The 17,933-nt window shown below is 38.5% G+C and carries 16 protein-coding genes; 6 read left to right on the top strand and 10 right to left on the bottom strand.

All coding sequences use genetic code 11. The features are described 5' to 3' along the window. The first annotated feature begins 55 nt into the window (after nucleotides 1-55). On the top strand, nucleotides 56-856 hold the full coding sequence (locus tag A3Q33_RS13535) for a bestrophin-like domain (protein WP_155866774.1): 801 nt from the start codon (nucleotides 56-58) through the stop codon (nucleotides 854-856). 175 nt (nucleotides 857-1,031) lie between these two features. Here A3Q33_RS13535 and A3Q33_RS13530 read toward each other — a convergent pair whose 3' ends face one another. After that, nucleotides 1,032-1,814, bottom strand: a complete 783-nt coding sequence (locus A3Q33_RS13530) for a sulfite exporter TauE/SafE family protein (RefSeq protein ID WP_081182598.1) — start codon at nucleotides 1,812-1,814, stop codon at nucleotides 1,032-1,034. 204 nt (nucleotides 1,815-2,018) lie between these two features. On the opposite strand from A3Q33_RS13530, the gene hflX reads away from it, so the two are divergent. Continuing rightward, entirely contained in the window at nucleotides 2,019-3,410 is a 1,392-nt protein-coding gene (hflX, locus tag A3Q33_RS13525; RefSeq protein WP_081180410.1) for a GTPase HflX, read from the top strand. Nucleotides 3,411-3,700: 290 nt separating this feature from the next. On the opposite strand, the gene A3Q33_RS13520 is transcribed toward hflX, so the two are convergent. Beyond that, the gene (locus A3Q33_RS13520; protein ID WP_081180409.1) at nucleotides 3,701-4,156 is read right to left on the bottom strand and encodes a DUF4442 domain-containing protein; all 456 of its coding nucleotides are present in this window, start codon (nucleotides 4,154-4,156) and stop codon (nucleotides 3,701-3,703) included. Nucleotides 4,157-4,368: 212 nt separating this feature from the next. On the opposite strand from A3Q33_RS13520, the gene fur reads away from it, so the two are divergent. After that, a complete protein-coding gene (gene fur / locus A3Q33_RS13515) occupies nucleotides 4,369-4,812 on the top strand; it encodes a ferric iron uptake transcriptional regulator (RefSeq protein ID WP_081180408.1) in 444 nt (147 codons plus the stop codon). Between the two features lie 206 nt (nucleotides 4,813-5,018). Here the strand turns inward: fur and A3Q33_RS13510 are convergent, their stop codons facing one another. The 7 genes from A3Q33_RS13510 to A3Q33_RS13480 all read right to left on the bottom strand — a co-directional run bounded on the left by A3Q33_RS13510 (nucleotide 5,019) and on the right by A3Q33_RS13480 (nucleotide 11,940). Then, nucleotides 5,019-6,128 (bottom strand): HupE/UreJ family protein, encoded by a 1,110-nt coding sequence (locus A3Q33_RS13510; RefSeq protein ID WP_081180407.1) that lies wholly within the window; start codon nucleotides 6,126-6,128, stop codon nucleotides 5,019-5,021. A 47-nt stretch (nucleotides 6,129-6,175) separates the two neighbouring features. Then, nucleotides 6,176-7,282 carry a tetratricopeptide repeat protein gene (locus tag A3Q33_RS13505; protein ID WP_231295674.1) on the bottom strand — a complete coding sequence of 369 codons (1,107 nt, stop codon included), beginning with the start codon at nucleotides 7,280-7,282 and terminating at the stop codon, nucleotides 6,176-6,178. A 105-nt stretch (nucleotides 7,283-7,387) separates the two neighbouring features. Further along, nucleotides 7,388-7,927: a cadherin-like domain-containing protein gene (locus A3Q33_RS13500; RefSeq protein WP_081180406.1), complete on the bottom strand. Its 540-nt coding sequence runs from the start codon at nucleotides 7,925-7,927 to the stop codon at nucleotides 7,388-7,390. 11 nt (nucleotides 7,928-7,938) lie between these two features. Continuing rightward, nucleotides 7,939-9,531 (bottom strand): DUF4331 domain-containing protein, encoded by a 1,593-nt coding sequence (locus A3Q33_RS13495; RefSeq protein ID WP_081180405.1) that lies wholly within the window; start codon nucleotides 9,529-9,531, stop codon nucleotides 7,939-7,941. A 519-nt stretch (nucleotides 9,532-10,050) separates the two neighbouring features. Continuing rightward, the gene (locus A3Q33_RS13490; protein WP_081180404.1) at nucleotides 10,051-10,749 is read right to left on the bottom strand and encodes an anti-sigma factor; all 699 of its coding nucleotides are present in this window, start codon (nucleotides 10,747-10,749) and stop codon (nucleotides 10,051-10,053) included. After that, nucleotides 10,746-11,276, bottom strand: a complete 531-nt coding sequence (locus A3Q33_RS13485; RefSeq protein WP_081180403.1) for a sigma-70 family RNA polymerase sigma factor — start codon at nucleotides 11,274-11,276, stop codon at nucleotides 10,746-10,748. The genes A3Q33_RS13490 and A3Q33_RS13485 overlap by 4 nt, the downstream gene beginning before the upstream one ends. A 319-nt stretch (nucleotides 11,277-11,595) precedes the next feature. Next, on the bottom strand, nucleotides 11,596-11,940 hold the full coding sequence (locus A3Q33_RS13480) for a hypothetical protein (protein ID WP_081180402.1): 345 nt from the start codon (nucleotides 11,938-11,940) through the stop codon (nucleotides 11,596-11,598). Nucleotides 11,941-12,215: 275 nt separating this feature from the next. On the opposite strand from A3Q33_RS13480, the gene A3Q33_RS13475 reads away from it, so the two are divergent. The 3 genes from A3Q33_RS13475 to A3Q33_RS13465 all read left to right on the top strand — a co-directional run bounded on the left by A3Q33_RS13475 (nucleotide 12,216) and on the right by A3Q33_RS13465 (nucleotide 16,436). Next, the gene (locus A3Q33_RS13475) at nucleotides 12,216-13,133 is read left to right on the top strand and encodes an extracellular catalytic domain type 1 short-chain-length polyhydroxyalkanoate depolymerase (RefSeq protein ID WP_081180401.1); all 918 of its coding nucleotides are present in this window, start codon (nucleotides 12,216-12,218) and stop codon (nucleotides 13,131-13,133) included. A 216-nt stretch (nucleotides 13,134-13,349) separates the two neighbouring features. Further along, the gene (locus A3Q33_RS13470; protein WP_081180400.1) at nucleotides 13,350-15,623 is read left to right on the top strand and encodes a TonB-dependent receptor; all 2,274 of its coding nucleotides are present in this window, start codon (nucleotides 13,350-13,352) and stop codon (nucleotides 15,621-15,623) included. A 144-nt stretch (nucleotides 15,624-15,767) separates the two neighbouring features. Continuing rightward, nucleotides 15,768-16,436, top strand: a complete 669-nt coding sequence (locus tag A3Q33_RS13465) for a response regulator transcription factor (protein ID WP_081152228.1) — start codon at nucleotides 15,768-15,770, stop codon at nucleotides 16,434-16,436. Between the two features lie 120 nt (nucleotides 16,437-16,556). Here the strand turns inward: A3Q33_RS13465 and A3Q33_RS13460 are convergent, their stop codons facing one another. Next, nucleotides 16,557-17,807 (bottom strand): GGDEF domain-containing protein, encoded by a 1,251-nt coding sequence (locus A3Q33_RS13460; protein ID WP_155866773.1) that lies wholly within the window; start codon nucleotides 17,805-17,807, stop codon nucleotides 16,557-16,559. Nucleotides 17,808-17,933 lie beyond the last annotated feature (126 nt).

The raw sequence follows: 17,933 nt of genomic DNA, 5'->3' as shown, positions 1-17,933 counted from the left end.
ATCGCCTTAACCCACTCTTTGCTTAATTAGTTAACCAAGCACAGAGACTCAATTAGTGAGCCAAGAATTAATGTACGACAAAAATAGCTTTATAATTATTATCACGCTTTTTATTTTGATGTTAATAATTAATCAAATTGCCTACAGCTTAGGGCGTCGAAATGTAGATGTAGAAAACGCCGAAATGAAAAGCCAATCAACGGCTATTCAAACGGGTATTATTGGTTTATTGGCCTTGTTACTAGGTTTCACTTTTAATATGTCACTTCACCGTTACGATGCACGAAGCAGTGCCGTTATAGAAGAAGCAGGTGCTATTAACAGAGTTGCGATGCAAGCAAAATTACTGCCAGTGGAAATACGGGAGGCTGTTTTTAATGAATTAGAAGCTTATTTGGCGCTTCGTATTTCACTCAGCCAAGTTGACTTGTCAAACCCTGAGCAGCGAAGTGCCATCAATAAAAAAGTGAGTAAATCACAGGCCAATCTGATTGAATTAGCGCAAAAAGAATTGATTAATCCAAAGTCATTGTTAATCGCAAATGGCTTTTATCAGTCTTTATCGTCAATGATTCAAATTGAAAATAAGCGTACAGCTATGCTAAGGCTGCATGTACCAGAGCCGGTTTTATTTTTGTTGTTTGGTGTATTTGTTACCGTTGGCGGTATGTTAGGTTATAACAGTGGTTTAGGGAAAAAGCGCCCTGCTTTCCCTACGATTTTATTATTCACATTAATCGTTTTGGTGGTATTTATCATCATTGATTTAGATCGACCCAAACGAGGCATCATACAAGTAAATCAAGATAGTTTACATGACGCTATAGTAACCCTTCACGATTACAAAGCTGGGTAGATAGCGCAACATTAATGACCATCTTATATTTGTAAAACATAAACGGTAGGCACCTAAACTGAGTGCTTACCGTTAAAGTTATGATAGAGCTAGTGCTATTAATTTTTTTAAATCATTTATCTATATGGTTTTTCTGCGAAAAAATATCACTTAGCTAGCGGGTAATCATATTAACTTATATGTACTGGCTAGCATAAACATCAATAAAGAAATACAGCGTAGTCGCAATACTCGCCACAATAACAAAGCCTCTAACATGCTGTTGTGGCAGTTTTCGGGATAACTTTGCTGCCATATACCCTCCGGCTAAAGTACCCAATAATAAAATACTACCTTCATACCAAACAATAACATCATTATAAATAAACAGTACGATGGCGAACAACGACACGGTCGATGAGACCAAAAGCTTTAATCCATTCATGGTATTGATATTGGTGTAACCAGCTAATGCTAAATAACTGAGCACTATAATACCTAATCCTGCGTTAAAAAAACCACCATAGATTGCAACACCTAGCAGTATAATTATCAGTAAAATTCCGCCGATAGCAGATGCGTGTTGGCTATTCAAGGCTGCTTTTTTAAGTGCTTTATTTATTTGTCCGCCGAAAATAAATAGCACCGTAGCAAATAATAACAACCATGGGATGGCTGAGCGAAATACAACCTCAGATGTTTGTAGTAACAACCAAGCACCAGATATACCTCCGAGCAAACTTATTATGATGATTTTGGGCAATTCACTTTTATGTTCAGCAAGTTCTTTTCGAAAAGCATAAGTACCGCTTAAATAGCCAGCGCACGACGCAAAAGTATTAGTCGCATTAGCCATAATAGGGGGAATACCGACAAAGATCAGCGCAGGAAATGTAATAAAACTACCTCCACCGGCAATAGAGTTAAGTACACCGCCAAAAAAGCCTGCTAGAAACAGAAATATGAGTTCAAATGACATGGTTAATAATAAGCCTTTGGGCATGGAAATATCTGAAACGGTAGCACATTTTTATTATGTCCTGTAGGTAGTTATAGCCACGAATATTCGCTAACTAAAATTTAGTCCCGTATTCCCCTATAAAGCTTACCTATAACAGCGTAGGATGAACTTACTTTAGATAAAAATTAGGTTTGCACCTCAGGTGCACTTACATAAAAAATTATGCAACTAACAGCAAAAGCATCACTTAATCACGCTTTACTTATTTCCATTTGTACACCGCAGTTTAAAGGTGATGAAGCAACAGAGTCACTGGCAGAGCTGGCCCGTTTAGTCACGACTTTAGGTTTTAAAGTCGTTGGCACACAATCGCAAAAATTGAGTTCAACCAACAAAGTTAACGTACTTGGTTTAGGTAAGCTGTCTGAAATAGCGCACCTTACAGGTAACAAAGGTGAAGTTGCAGTTGAAGAAGAAGAAAATGACGACCTATCTCAAGACTCATCTAAAGAAATAAAAGATGAAACCCTGCTAACAAATATGCCATCAGACATCCCTTCTGAGAATCTACCCTTTGCCTGCGCAGATGTTGTGGTATTTGACTGTGATTTAAGTCCATCACAACTGCGTAATGTCGAGAATCAATTAGGCGTAGAGGTATTTGATCGTACCGGCATTATTATTGAAATATTCAGTCGCCATGCTCGTACCAAAACGGCGAAATTACAAGTTGAAATTGCTCGTCTTAATTATGTAGCACCGCGCCTTCGTGAAACATCAAGTGGCGATAGAGATCGTCAAATGGGTAAAGGTGCAGGCGAAACGAACCTAGAGCTAAACCGCCGAGCAGTGCGAGACCAATTAGCCGAGCTTAAACGTGAGTTAGTTAGTGTTCAGCATGAAATGAAAGGCCGACGTACCCAACGTTCAGAGCTTTTTTGTGTTGCATTAGTGGGTTATACCAACGCCGGCAAGTCATCAATGATGCGAGCTATTACCGGCAGCGACGTAGAAGGTGAAAACAAACTTTTTGCGACACTCGATACTACAGTTCGTGCGTTGTACCCAACCGTTCAGCCTAGAATATTAGTGTCAGATACTGTTGGTTTTATTAAAAAATTACCGCACGATTTAGTCGCGTCATTCCACTCAACCTTAGCAGAAGCGCATGATGCTTCATTATTGTTGTATGTGGTTGACGCCTCTGATCCTAGTTTTCGTTCGCAGCTTGATGTAGTGCATGAGGTACTAGAAGAAGTCGGTGTTGAAGACAGTAAGAAGTTATTGGTACTGAATAAGTCTGATCAACTTAGCCCTGAACAACAACAAGCGCTAATGGCAGAGTTTCCAGATGCCATGATGACATCAACCCGCAATCCAGCTGATATTAGTAAGTTACATCAATATATTGTTAATACTGCACAAGAAGAAATGATTGAAGATGAAATCATTATTCCTTACACCGCTAAAGGTATTATAGGCGAGATTCGATCAAGCATGAGTGTTACTAAAGAAGAATATGAATATAGCCATATTAAGCTTACCGTACGCTCAAACGCGATTGATTTAGAAAGATTAAAAAAGCGCATGTTAAGCCTAGACACTGATCAGTAGTTTGCAGCGACTGGGTGGCAATTAACTGCACCATAATTACCCGCACAGTAAGACAGTAATACAGTAATACAGTAAAAAAAATACAGCACAGTAATACTCTACAAAAATACAGCTCAGCAAAGTGGCACACATTAGCCAATATGTGCCACTACTGTTCTATATATCGCAGTTAGCTTAAAGCGTTACTTAATCTTGGTGCTACATTATTTTATTCTAGGCAGTACTTATAAACGCTTTCTCATTACCTATAAACGCTTTCGCATTACCTATAAACGCTTTAGCCGTAACTATTACACTGTTCTTTTTCTGCGAATATAAAGTGTCCGATTGAGTTTAGCCACAATTTCGCCTTCAGCGTCTTTAACGTAAACTGGAATTTCAGGTAGATATTTTTCGCCATGAGCAGTGTGCGCCAAAATATCATCAATCAAAGCGTCGGTAATTATAAATTCAGCAGTTACTGTGCCCTTACCTGGTTTAATGTAATCAATATCTGCTGACTTATCCCAGACAACATAATCTTTGCCCAATCGTGACATTATCAAGAGCATGCAAAATGGATCTGTCATCGCATATAATGAACCGCCAAAGTGCACACCAACCGCATTTTGATTAAATACATTAAGCTTTAAACGTACCTTAGCTTTACGAAAATCGTCAGCAACGTCGACAACGCGAATACCCGTAAATAGAAATGGCGGCCAAATATTTAGTAATAATTTCATTTGCCAAGCTTTTTTAAACATATGATTTCCTTTTAAAGCTAGATATAAATGTGAGTACTTCTGTAAACCGTATGGTTTATCATATCAAACTCATCAGACCAGAAAGGTATTATGACGTTTTAAGCCAGTAAAACCAACAAAATAGATAATCATTTACAACTACCCCTTTCAACCAAGCGCATAACCCCCTATAATTTTCCATAAATTGAAAGCCGATGTAGAGATTAAAATTAATGCCTGAACAAAATGAAGAACTAAAAAGAGCCGGACTAAAAATTACTCTGCCGCGCATTAAAATTTTGGGCATTTTACAAAATCCAAATAACCAACACATCAGTGCTGAAGACGTATACAAAATTTTACTTGAGCATAATGAAGAAATTGGCTTAGCGACAGTTTATCGCGTGTTAAACCAGTTTGACGATGCAGGTATTGTAACTCGTCATCATTTTGAAGGGGGTAAGTCAGTATTTGAGCTTAGCCATAAAAAACATCATGATCACCTAGTTTGCCTAAACTGCGGTAAAGTTATTGAATTTGAAGACGATGTTATTGAACAACGCCAAGAAGATGTAGCAAAACTACACAAAGTAAAATTGACCAATCACAGTTTATACTTGTACGGTGAATGTGAAGACGAAATAGCTTGCGAGAAGTACCGTAAAGCACAGTTTTAAATCTCTGAAAAAATACAAAAAATTAAGCCCTAGTTATTCAATTAACTAGGGCTTTTTATTTTTAGGAAGAATAATACCAATCACTATTTATAAATTAACGAGAGCTTAACCTCAAGTTGCGCTACTTAAGAGTTGCGTTACTTAAGAGTTGCGTTAAATAATGGCTAATCGATGCTATGAACACCTACAGCTATTATTACCTTAAGTTACCAACGCTCAATACTCCATTGCACTGCCATAATAGCAATGAGTAGAGAGCCCACCGGCATAATGCCTTTACTGTAGAGTTTGGTGTTACGCAGTAAAATCAAAATAGGTAATAAAATCGCCAGTATCGCTAACTGCCCTATTTCCACACCCAGGTTAAAGGCTAAAATACTTAACAGTTGTTGATCAGCCGGTAAACCCAGCTCTCCTAACACGCCAGCAAACCCCATACCGTGTAACAAACCAAAAGCAAAGGTTAGCCAAGCTAAACGCAAAACCACAGGCCAAATATTATTTAATGCTGCAAATAAAACAGAAATTGCAATACCGAGCTCTACCCAGCGGCTACTGGGCGTTAACCAGCCTAAAGCGGTAGCTGTTAATGTTAGCGAATGGGCCAAAGTAAATGCACTGATAATCCAAACCGTATTGGTCAAAATTGTTTTAACACTCGTAATAGCTTGCCATTGCTTATTCTTACGCTGTAATACTGCCGGCAACAATAACGCTAGCAAGAATAGAATATGATCTATCCCTATCCAAATATGTATTACACCTTGATAAACGAACTGCGTGAAAGTGGTCTGCCAACTGCCTTCTTTTATATCTAGCTCTATTTGTCGTGTGTTATCGTCTAAAACAAAACTGTGCATATTACTGCCATCACCAATGTTTAGCACCATTTCATGGCTACTATCTAAGGCAAATATCGCATTGTATTTAACATTTAATGACCCACTAATCGCACATTGGCCAGAAAAGTCAGTGACTGCGAACGCTTCGTTAGCATGGTCCTGCAAACGCTCTACTACTTCAAAGCGCAGGTTACATGATAAATTGTCACGGCTCAGTAATAAGTTTTCGGCTAAGTAACTAGCGATCTCAGTTTGGCGACTTTTTACTTCTCCCCAAGTTAACTCACCGTTTGAATTTAAATCTAAACCTACGGCTAACTCCAAATCAGTTAAACTCAATTGCCATTCACCATTAATGCGACCGGTGTCGTCCATTTCGGCAATTATGTAACTGGTGCTCAATTGATGAGCGACGGCGGTGTTGGCCAATAAAAACGAAAGTCCGACTAAGCATATTTTAAACCACTGCTGCATATCTGATCTCACTACTCTAATTAATCGATTGATAAAGTGTTTTTGGCTTATGCCTGTGTTGTGCTTTTAGGGGAAATCTGTGCTGCCATTGCGCGTTCTAGTATACGTTTATCTGGGCCTAATTTAGCTTGCTGCCAATTAATTTTTGCCCAGTGCAATGCTTTAAGCGCATCAGGTGCAATATCTAGATAATAACGTGCAATGTCTGCGGCATGGGCTGTATCATTTCGCTGTAAGCGTATTTCAATACGTTGGGCTAGGCGCTGGTGCCATGCATTACTTGCTAGGTGGTTGGTCGATGCACTCGCTGAATTACGCGTTTGTTCAGCCAACGCTAGTCGTAATAATAATGCATCATCAAAACTATCACTGGCCAGTACGATTGGCCCCAGCTTATCTAATACGATTTTACTTTGTTGCTGATCTAAATGAATATCCGCCCACAACGCTAAATAACTTACCGGCATTTGTGCTAATGGATAACCCGATAAATGCTCATTTGCTTGTTGAGGTAGCTGTAGTCGCTGGGCAAGATCAGCCAGAATTTGTTTCAACCAGATATTTTGTTCACGCGGAATATCACCTGCAACACTCACTATTTGTTTTAATTGCTGGTAACTCTGCTCCACTTGTCCTTGTTCTGCATTAACCTCCAGCACGCAGGCTGTGCTAACGAAAAGACTGCCATGGCCTAATACTTGTAAACATGCGCGTTTGGCCGCGACTAAATCACCTTGTACCATATGAATGTTCGCTTTCATTAACCAAGCTGAAACATTACTAGGCTGTTGTTGAACTATTTTTGTGAGTAGTTGTTGTGCTTGTTCAAATTGATGGTAGTGCTGTAAAACACTTGCTGAATAAAATTGTAGCTCTAAATCATCAGGCGCCTCTGCTAATAAAGGCTTAAGTAATGCACTGGCCCGGCCATAATATCGACTGGCTAAACCGGGTTTACTCGCATCACTGATAAGTTGAGCGATAAAGACTTTCGGTTGTTCTGAGGGTTTTGGTACCGTCCAACTGGCAACGATACTTTGGTCTGATTTGGGGATATAACTTTCTGAATATGCGGGGGTTGCGATGGAAATAAAAGCCAATACTGATAAGCAGTTGGTATAACGCTTCACGTGGGGCTTCATGATATTTGTCATGACGCTTTTCATGAGATTTTTAACGAAATAAGGCGTGTAAATTAGTATTGGCATTTTGTCATCCATAAAAGGGCGCCGTCCATGGCGCAGTCAAGCTCGATTTTACTATGGAAGTAAGTCGTCGTATGCCGTTGAATCATCAACATCTTGAATAAACGCACGACCATTGGTGGACAGAGGTTTATCAGTAGATTGCTGATTAAAGGCTGCACGACTATAGCTGGCAAAAGACACTTCCAGCGCTTCAATAGTAATGTTAACCGTACCAGTAACTCGGGCATTTACGCCATCAGTCACTATAAAAGTGAAGCTGTCACTACCCGTTACTTCGCTATTAGGTTGGTAGGTAAACCCACCATTGCCAGCAACAGTAACCACTCCTAACATTGCCTGTTGGTCTAGGCTAAAGCTCAAACCATCACCATCGGCGTCAGTTGCACTTAACATATCAGTGATTGGCGTCTCTGTTTGAGTGATCAAATCAACCGTGATAGTCGTTGGCGCTGAGTTAGGTGCCTGGCTTTTCTCTTTATAACCATCATTACAGCCGGCAAGTACTAGTGTTGCACCCAAACTTAGGGCTAACAACTTAAGCGGACGACGTGCGTTGGTTTTTAACGTTGTATTAAGTTTACTAAAGTTCATCATGGTGATCCTTATTCAGAACCTGGTAACGGCATGGCTAAGTAAGGAAAACTAGTTCCTATCATAGAGGCATTACTAGGGGCTCCATCAGTAAAAGGTACATTACCAACACTCGCTTGTTCAGGCGTACATAAACCTAAATCTGTATCTACTCCGTTAACAGGGATCGGGTAACATAAACGACCCATAACAACGCGAAGTGCGATATCTACCACATCATCACCTGGGCGACGACCATTTGGGAAACCAGCTAAATCATCACCAGCAACACCAAACGATGATTGCATATCAGCTGAAACCGCGGCAATACCCGTGTTTAAGCGCAACATTTCAGAAGCAGTTACTGTCGACATTTGGTTTACACCTGGGAAACCAGTCAAAAATGCCGTAACTAAATCAACCCGTGGGAAGTTAGTCGGTGCTAAGGTTTCTATATTGGCATTAAGCGTAGTATTTACCGCATCTTTAAACAGAATGTTTAATAGCTCTGGTAGCGTTGGATGCGTAACATAATCAGCGAACTGCCCATCATTACTTGGGTGTGACGTTGAAAACTTATCTTTATCCGCTAAACCGATAACTAGTTCGTTTACTAAAGGAGAACCAAGACGAGAAACCTGTGTCATTGCTCCACCGTTAACTTCAGTGTTATCGAAACTAGCATTTGGGTTTAAAATTCTGGCTTGCGGTAAACTTGCAGAAGTCCAACTACCGATAACACCATTACCGTCACCTGTTAAACAAGCGGTAGGTACTTCAATAGCAATACTCGTGACATTTTTATCCGCTAAATCATCATTCATAGCAGATTGTGTAATACCACCAGGGAAGCCTTCTCCATCGCCTGCACCAGGAGCACTATCACCTTCAACAGGAACAAAGTTAACTAAATCAAATACTTTACCTAAATTTACAGTAAATGCGTCTTTACGCTGACCAACGAATACTTTTGCTGGTGCATCACAACCAGGGATTGTGGCTGAGTAAACATGGCTGTTTGCATATGCAGCGTACTGCGCAGCATTAGTGAATGTTTTGTTACCGATATAATCTAACGGCTTAGCAAAGTTTGCACCACCAGAAGTCATATTTGTCACAGCAACACTGGTACCTGTTCCCATAGCGCCAGAAGTCATTTTAACCGTGTAGCTTTCAGAGAAGTTAGCAGCATCTTGATTCGCCATGCTAATACCACCAACATTTTTAAGTGGTACACCAACAGATTTTTGTTCACCCTCTGGACCAACCATTAAAGCGATGCCAGCATTATTATTGCCTAACATTTGGCTGAAATTAAAACTAAAAGTGATATCTTCTACTGCATCACCATCGTTATCGATATGTATATCATAAGATGCTGCTGGATCCATGGCGAAATAGTTTGGTCCACCATATGCGTCTTGCAGCGGAATGTAGTTAGCAATTAACGTGACGTACTCGCCACGGCCTTCTTCATAACTATTGAATGCGTAAAAATCGGTGGAATCTACTGTTGGCATACGCGTAAGGTTTGGCGCTTCACGATGACTTGATGCTGTAACAGCTTGAGACAAAGTGGCACTCATTATTACCGAGGCTATAAGCGTTATTTTAAATTTTTTCATGACGTTTCCTTTTAATTTTATACTTCTTAATGGTTACTTTCTTGAAAGCTCATATAGTTAAACGGTTGAAAATCAGTATTGGATGCATAAAAAGTAATTTAATTTAAAATTAATTATTACTATCTAGTAACTAGCATTTTAAGCTGTTGTTAATTCAAACTTTTACATAAATATATTTATTTAAATTTAATTGCTCAAACTTTCCCTATTTACCTGTTCATGTTATTGAAGTGCGATGTTCTTTGCACATGTACTGTTATGCTAATTGGGATAATTCTGTAGTTTTTGTCACTTAAATTATCGCTTAACAACAGCTGACCTAAAGCTTAGGTTATAACTGCAAAAAGTGTTTTTAATTTTTGATTTATTTACGATTTATCTGAAGTAACGATAAATAACACTTAATAATTGGCTTTATTTCTTGGTCATAAAAAAGTAAAAAAAAAGCGAAACTTTCGTTTCGCTTAATTATTTTTTCATTAATGTGGTGCTTTAAAATTAAAAACTAATTAAATATCACTAAAGCGTCACTAATTTAGAAGTATACAGCACTGTAGTTGGTGAACCATTAGGCGAACCACCTAGCGGCTCCAAACTTACAGCTAATGCGGCAATCTCAATTTGATCGAACAACTCAGGCTTACTTAACCTTAACTTACCGGTTTTAGGGAGTAAACCTAACGATATTGGCGCTCTGCCATCTGCCGCTACTATCCATAACTCGTAATCAGCGTTGGCTTGCGCCACTAAGCTTTTAGTTGCTTGAATATCAATAGTGTCTGTGCCAATTTCTAACGCCCATAACAATTCAGTTTGTTCGTTATTAACCAAAGCCAATTGTTGAGCATCAGGTGATGTTGTTGGTTCAATATTCACTAACAACACAGCAAGTACCAATGCAGCAGCTGACGCTAAACCTGCAATACCTTGCCAAACTTTAGGCTTAGCTTTCGTTATGGGCACTACGTTACTTTTTGCTGGCTCATTAGCAAAACCTAGCTGTTGTTCAATGCGCTGCCATACTGACTCATCAGGCGTTACTGGCGGAATTTTTTGTCCTAACGCGTTTAAATGTTGCTCCCAAGTAGTGGTTGCCTCACTTATCGGTGGATATTGCATCATCAATTTTTGAAAGCGCTGACGTGCAGGTCCGCGTAATGTACCTAGTACATATTCTGCAGCTAGGGCGTTTTTAAGGTTTTCAGCTTGATAATTCATGACGTTAAACAACTTTGTAAGCTTGTAAGACCACGTCTTATCCAGCTTTTAATGGTACCCAATGGGTTATTTAGGTGTTTAACCACCTCTTGGTGAGAACAGCCATTAAAGTAAGCTAAATATATTGCTTGGCGTTGTGACTGGTCGAGTTGTTGCAAGCATTTATCTAATAATAACTGTTCTGAATCACTTACTTGCTCAGGGGCGTCAAGATCAAAGCTTTCACTCTCGTCTAATGCATCTTCTTTTCTAATTTTGTTGTATCGTAAAATATCTAGCGCACGATAACGCACAATACTGATCATCCAGGTCAATACTGTCCCCTTACCAACACGGTACTCCGATGCGTTATGCCAAATACGCACATACGCCTCTTGCAACGCTTCTTCGGCTAATTCTTTTCGGGCTAACATTTTTAAACTCACCGCATAAAGCTGTTTACTGGTGTTTTGGTAAAGCGTTGAAAACGCCTTTTTATCACCTTGGGCTATAGCGCCAAGTAAGGCTAGGTGCTGTTCATGTTCCATTATTTATTGCTCTTTTAATGTAGGAATAATTTACTGATTTGAGGAGATAGTATACTAAGTGATCTCTATTTACCTACTGATGAATACAGTAATAACATGAAAACATCTCGCGAATAAATCAAATTATCGCCATCTAACACCTCATTAAGAGCTCATTAAATGCATTCAAACAGGGGGGATTTCACGGTAATTAATGACAATAAATTTTAGTACTGAGCAAGCGTATATCTATAAGACTATTGAAAAAAGTTAAATTTATGCCAAGTGTAAATCGGTTTAAAATAATAGTTTTCTTACACCTGTTTTAGCCGATAATATGTCACAAACTCAACAGTTTAATTGTCACATATAACAAGGCTAAGCTGGTAAAAAAAAACACGGTGGCGACAACAGTGAATAGTGTTTTTGCTAGCCTTTTTTTCATACCTGCAAACCAACCTTTTACCCTGATATCGGGATTTGGGGTATTAACAAGTAGCCCCAATATTGCACTTAATAACAAGCTCCAAGCGGCGACTAATAAACAAGGTAAAGCATAAAGGTTTTGATTTTCAATTGAGCCATTGAGAAATAAAATAACAATCGAAACAAGGCAACCTACAAAAATCAAATTTAATAATGGCTTGATAATAAACAAACGCTGCGCCAACGCCTTTAGTGTCATGTTCGTAGTCTCATTTATAAGTAAGCAAAATAAATAGGGTCGTACTTTAACCTTCATAGCTTAGCGTTAACTCAATAATAATTAAACAACTGGTTTTATCTTTTAAAATAATCATTTACCAATTGCTGTGGAACTAAAGTAGCATTCTATAACTTTCAGTAATACGTCATGCTGATAAGCTGAAATTGCCCTTTATCGCCTTAACTTATAACGTCAAACTTATAGCTTTCAATTTTTAGTTAATAGCTGTTGGTAAATAACTATGGAAAATTATTATGTATAAATGTTTATCGATGTTTATCATCATTACAACAGCTTTTTTTAGTGCTAGCAGTTTTGCTAAACAAACAACATTAATTGAGTTTGGCGATAACCCTGGCGACCTAAGCGCTAGCTACTACCATGAGACTAGTAATAAAAGCCTTATTGTTTTACTGCATGGCTGTGTTCAACAAGGAGAAAGGCTAGCAGAGCAAACAGCTTTACTGGCGTTAGCAAACAAAAAGCAGTTTTCGCTGCTGATCCCGCAGCAAAGCCAAAACAATAATATTAAAGGTTGTTTCAATTGGTTTTCCTCACAAGATATTGAGAAAAATCAAGGGGAAAGCTTGTCGATAAAAAATATGATTACCACGGTTAACGCCGAGCAAAACTTTAGTAACATTTATATCATCGGTTTATCTGCAGGTGGCGCTATGGCGAGCTCTATGGTGGTTAATTATCCCGAGTTATTTACCGCAGGGGCTATTGTTGCAGGCATCCCCTACCCTTGTGCAGATAACTTAATCACCGCCATTGCCTGCATGCGTAGCGGGCCTTCACAAAATCCTGACCAATTAACCGCATTAGTTAAAGAGATTAACGGCACACAATCTAATTGGCCACCATTGTCGATATTTACAGGTGATGCAGACGCAGTAGTTAACCCTAAAAACTCACAACAACTTGCTATACATTGGGCGCAATTAACTCAGTCTTCACAGCAGCCAACTATTGAAAAACATCAAGGCTATCAAGTTAGCCAATGGCAAGGAAAAAACCAGCAATTGAATGTTGAGCTCATTGAAATTGAAAACATGGGTCATGGCATAGCTGTAGCACCAGAAAAAATCGACGGAGGAAGCGTTGCTCCTTTTGTCATTAGCACGCCAATTAGTACGATTTTGTACTTACTCGAGGCTTGGAAAATATAAATCAACCGATAATTTAGCGAATAACATGTTTTAAAAATAAATATAACTACACATATAGTGTTTATATACAATAACTTAAAAATAAAAACAGACTACATACTACTATAGTACAAATTATCTTCTAGCAAATTTACTATAGAGTTTTATCCACACTAATAAATAACAATAAAGTGCTCAAATAAGCGGTTTATTAGATTTAAAATACGGGGAAATAATATGAAAAGTTTTAACACAAGGCTGAGTGTTTTAGCCATAACAATTTCAGCAGCACTGACTAGCCAAAACATTATGGCTGCAGAAACAGATGAACAGATCAAAAACGATCCTACATTAGAACGCATTGAAGTCACGGCGCGAAAAACCGCAGAAAGCTTACAATCTGTTCCTGTGGCTGTAACGTCTGTTGGCGCTGAACAGTTAGCGCAAAATGGCATTAGTGCAATGACTGAAGTTCAACAGTTTTCTCCAAATACTACACTACAAGCTAGTCGTGGTACTAACTCAACGTTAACCGCTTTTATTCGTGGTGTTGGTCAAGATGATCCATTATGGGGCTATGAACCGGGTGTCGGCATTTATGTTGATGACGTTTATATTGCCCGCCCACAAGGTGCTGTATTAGATATTCTTGACGTTGAACGCATTGAAGTATTACGTGGTCCTCAAGGAAGTTTGTATGGTAAAAATACCATAGGTGGTGCGATTAAATATGTCACTAAAAAAATGTCTGGCGATGTAGAGCTTGATCTTAAAGCGACCTTTGGCAATTACGGCCGTCAAGATTATAAAGTTGCGGGTAAAATCCCAGTAATAGACGACAAACTTTATGTCGGGTTTGCCTTAGCCAATTTAACGCGCGATGGTTACGGTGAATTTTTACAATCTGATTTACCAAACCAAGACTTAGAAAACTATAATAAAGATGTTTTTGCCGGTCGAATTACTGTCGAATTCGAACCAACTGACGATTTATTCTTCCGTTTTAACTATGACAAAACCACCGACGACTCTAATGCTAAAGGCGGCTATCGTTTACTACCAAGTATAGTTACTGATGCGCCAGTACCCGACAGTGTTTATGACTCTTACACCAGTATGCCTACTTGGAATAGTGTTGAATCTGAAGGCTTTAGTCTAACCGCTGAATACTTTATCAACGATACTTGGTCGGTTAAATCAGTTACATCAAGTCGTGAAAATTACTCAAAAACAAATATTGATTTTGACAATACCGCCGAGCGTATTTTTGATGTACCGGCCATTTATGATGATGAGCAATTCAGCCAAGAATTTCAGCTTAACTATAATTCAGATAATTTAACTTTTGTTTCAGGCTTGTACTATTTTGATGGTGAATCATGTGGCCACTTCGATGCAATTTTAGAGAATTTTGGTCAGTCACTCTCTTTACCTGGATTAACGCGAGAAGTCACCGGTTGTAATAACAGCGAAAGCTATGCTGTTTATGCACAAGGTTCGTATAACCTTACCGAAAAATTATCGATGACCTTAGGTGCGCGATACACCACAGAAGAAAAAACAGCTAACGTAAATAATGGTCTAGCATTTGAGACTGTTTATCCAGAAAGCGGTTGGATACCTGGTTATGTTCGTGGTGATGTAACATTCCCTGAAGTTCTGAATGACAAAGAAGATTGGTCGCGCTTTACTCCACGTGTAGGTGCAGAATATCAATATTCGAACGATATGATGCTCTTTGCCAGTTACTCACAAGGCTTTAAATCAGGTACCTTTAACCCAAGAGCAAGTGGTCCAGAGCCTGCGGTAGATCCCGAAGTAGTTGATTCATTTGAAATTGGCGTAAAAAGTGAGTGGAATGATAACTTAAGAGTAAATGCCACAGCTTTCTACCTTGATCATAAAGATAGACAATTTGTTACCGTTTTACCGACAGAAGACAACAGTGCTTTGAGTCAACGTTTAGGTAATATTGGTAAATCTACCGCGTCTGGTTTAGAGCTTGAAATAGAATATGCGGCGGCAGATAACTTAAATATTTTTGCCAGCATAGGCTTAATCGATTCATCTTTTAAAGAAGTTAAGTCATTTGATACTGACGGTAGCCAGATAGATATTAGCGATAGTTTCACCATTACTAATACACCTGAAACCACTGCCAATCTAGGTGTTTCTTATGATATTGAAACCTCTGTAGGTGCTTTTGTGGTAAATGGTAACTACTATTACCGAAGTGACTACGACTTAAATGTGACTGATAACCTATTAACTCAAGATGGTTACGGCCTACTTAACTTTGGTGTTAATTGGTATAGCAATAACGGTGATTGGACTGCAGCACTGCATTGGAAAAACATTACCAATGCAGAGTACTTGGTCGGCAACTATGCCTTCTTAGGCGCACAAAATGATGATGGTAGTTATGCGCCTGGTTTAGGTGGCGATACCACACTGATTGGCTATTACGGCGACCCTGAAACCATTTCATTAACCATAGGTTATAGTTTCTAAACGCTATACAATATTTAAAAATAAAAAGAGCTGGTTTTTACCGGCTCTTTTTTTGATAATAAATATTGTATCATCATCAATTATTATCATTCTCGTTTTGTAGTTCGAGAGTTGATAGTTTTAATCGTATAAAAGGCTGCTGTAATGAACCAAGCAAAAGTAATCATCGCCGACGATCATCCGTTATTTCGTACCGCTTTAAAGCAGGCAATTGTAGAATGCATTGAAGATGATGAAACCCTAGAAGTGGATAACTTTCACGACTTACTTAAAGCCGTTAACGAACACGATAGTTTAGAAATAGTTTTTCTTGATTTACATATGCCAGGTAACGACGGTTTTACCGGTTTAACCCAACTGCAAAACCATTTTCCTGACATTGTGGTGATCATGGTCTCGTCAGACGATAACTCTGAAACCATGCAAAAAGCGATTAATTTTGGCGCTGCAGCATTTATTCCTAAATCTGCTGATTTAGCCACGATAGCAAAAGCCATTGCTACGGTTTTAGAAGGGGATATTTGGTTACCAGAACATATTGAGTTTAATGCTGACCAACAAATTGATGTAGCGCATCAAAAACTCGCTAAACAATTAAGCCAACTAACACCGCAACAATACATAGTGTTAACGCAGATAGCCGATGGCCAATTAAATAAACAAATTGCTTATGATCTCGACATTAAAGAAACCACAGTAAAAAAACATGTTTCTGCGATATTGTTAAAGCTAGAAGTGAATAACCGTACATTAGCGGGTCTTGCTTACCAGCAGTTGATGCTTAGCCCTTCACAGCACTTAAATGTCTCTTGATCAAAAGTAAAAGTAAAAGTAATTGAATAAGAACGTAACCCGTTAAGATTAAACGGGTTAAGCTTTATCTGATTAATATCACTCAACCAGCGATTAAATTAACGACACCTGCGCTGCCATTTAACCATTCGATACAATACAGTTTCTGCCACTTGCTTTACCTAAGTAAAGTCTTTTATCTGCAATGGACACAAGTTCATTGGGTGTAATTGCTTCTTTTGGCGCCATTGCAATACCGATAGTTAGCGTTATTTCACGCGCTATGGCAGGCTTATGTGAGGCAGATAAAATAGTTAAATTATCTCTTAATCTTTCAGCGAGTTGTATGGCCGAAATTTTATCGGTTTTAGGTAATATTAACGAGAACTCTTCACCGCCATATCGACACGCTAAATCCATTTTTCGAATTGACTTATGAATAACCATAGCCAAAAAAGCAAGTATTCTGTCACCCTCTTGATGCCCGAATGTATCATTAATGTGCTTAAAATTATCAATATCTATCATTAGAAAAGCAATAGAGTCATCGTTACGTACAGCTCTATCGAGTTCTCTAGGTAAGTTTTCATTTAGAAAGCCACGGTTGTATAGTCCTGTAAGTGAATCTCGGTAAATTTCTTTTCGTAGCTTTTCGTATTTTTGTCGGTAAGTAAGAAACGTGAAAATATCTTTTATGTCAGTACTTTCATTTGTATTGTTCGACTCTATATCTTGATGATGCTTTATATAGAGTGCCAATATCGAAGAATAAACTACAGCTAAAAGCAACTTACCTACCACTGATGATAACAGTAAGCCGATATAATCTGATTGTGCTGAAATGATACCTGAGCCAACAGTAAAAACTAAAGTATCAATAATTAATACCACCGCCATTGCACTGTAAATCTTTAAAAAAACTTTATTAAAATATTTTGCAAAGAACTCATAAAGAATAATGATTAACAATACATCGATAGCTAATGTAAGTGTGCCGACAATCAACACTCTAGGCGTAAAGCTCAACACTTGCTCTGGCACAAATGATAATTGTTCTGCAGGTATCCCTTCTAAATGAAGGCCAACCATTAAGAGAAATATGGTTAAGGTTAAATTGGCAAAAACTAGCCCATAAATAAGTTTCCGCGCTTCTGCTGCATCTTCTTTTATATAGATAAGTAGCACGGCAAATAAGCTCGCATTAAATAGCACCGCAGACCCTGGGCTGACGAAAACACCAGGGAAAATTTCAAAATATAAAAAAGTGGCTAATACGGTTTGTAAATATTGGAATGTACCTAAAGTTATATAAAGTAGTGCAATGCCAAATTTCTGTCGCATACCAAAAAGGAAAACAATCACCATACCAACGAATAATGCCTCCGTTAACATGTAAGTAAGTTGCACGATATGAGAGATATCGATAATATTTTCCTTTATTTGGAGCTAATGCATCATAAGTAGTATAAGCACTAGTTATAATTACTCAAAAGTATTATTTGGAAGTACTATTTAGAA

This window comes from Colwellia sp. PAMC 21821 (assembly GCF_002077175.1).
GTDB lineage: Bacteria > Pseudomonadota > Gammaproteobacteria > Enterobacterales > Alteromonadaceae > Cognaticolwellia.
The sequence above is the reverse complement of the archived record's forward strand: the minus strand, read 5'-3'. Positions and strand labels throughout refer to the sequence as shown.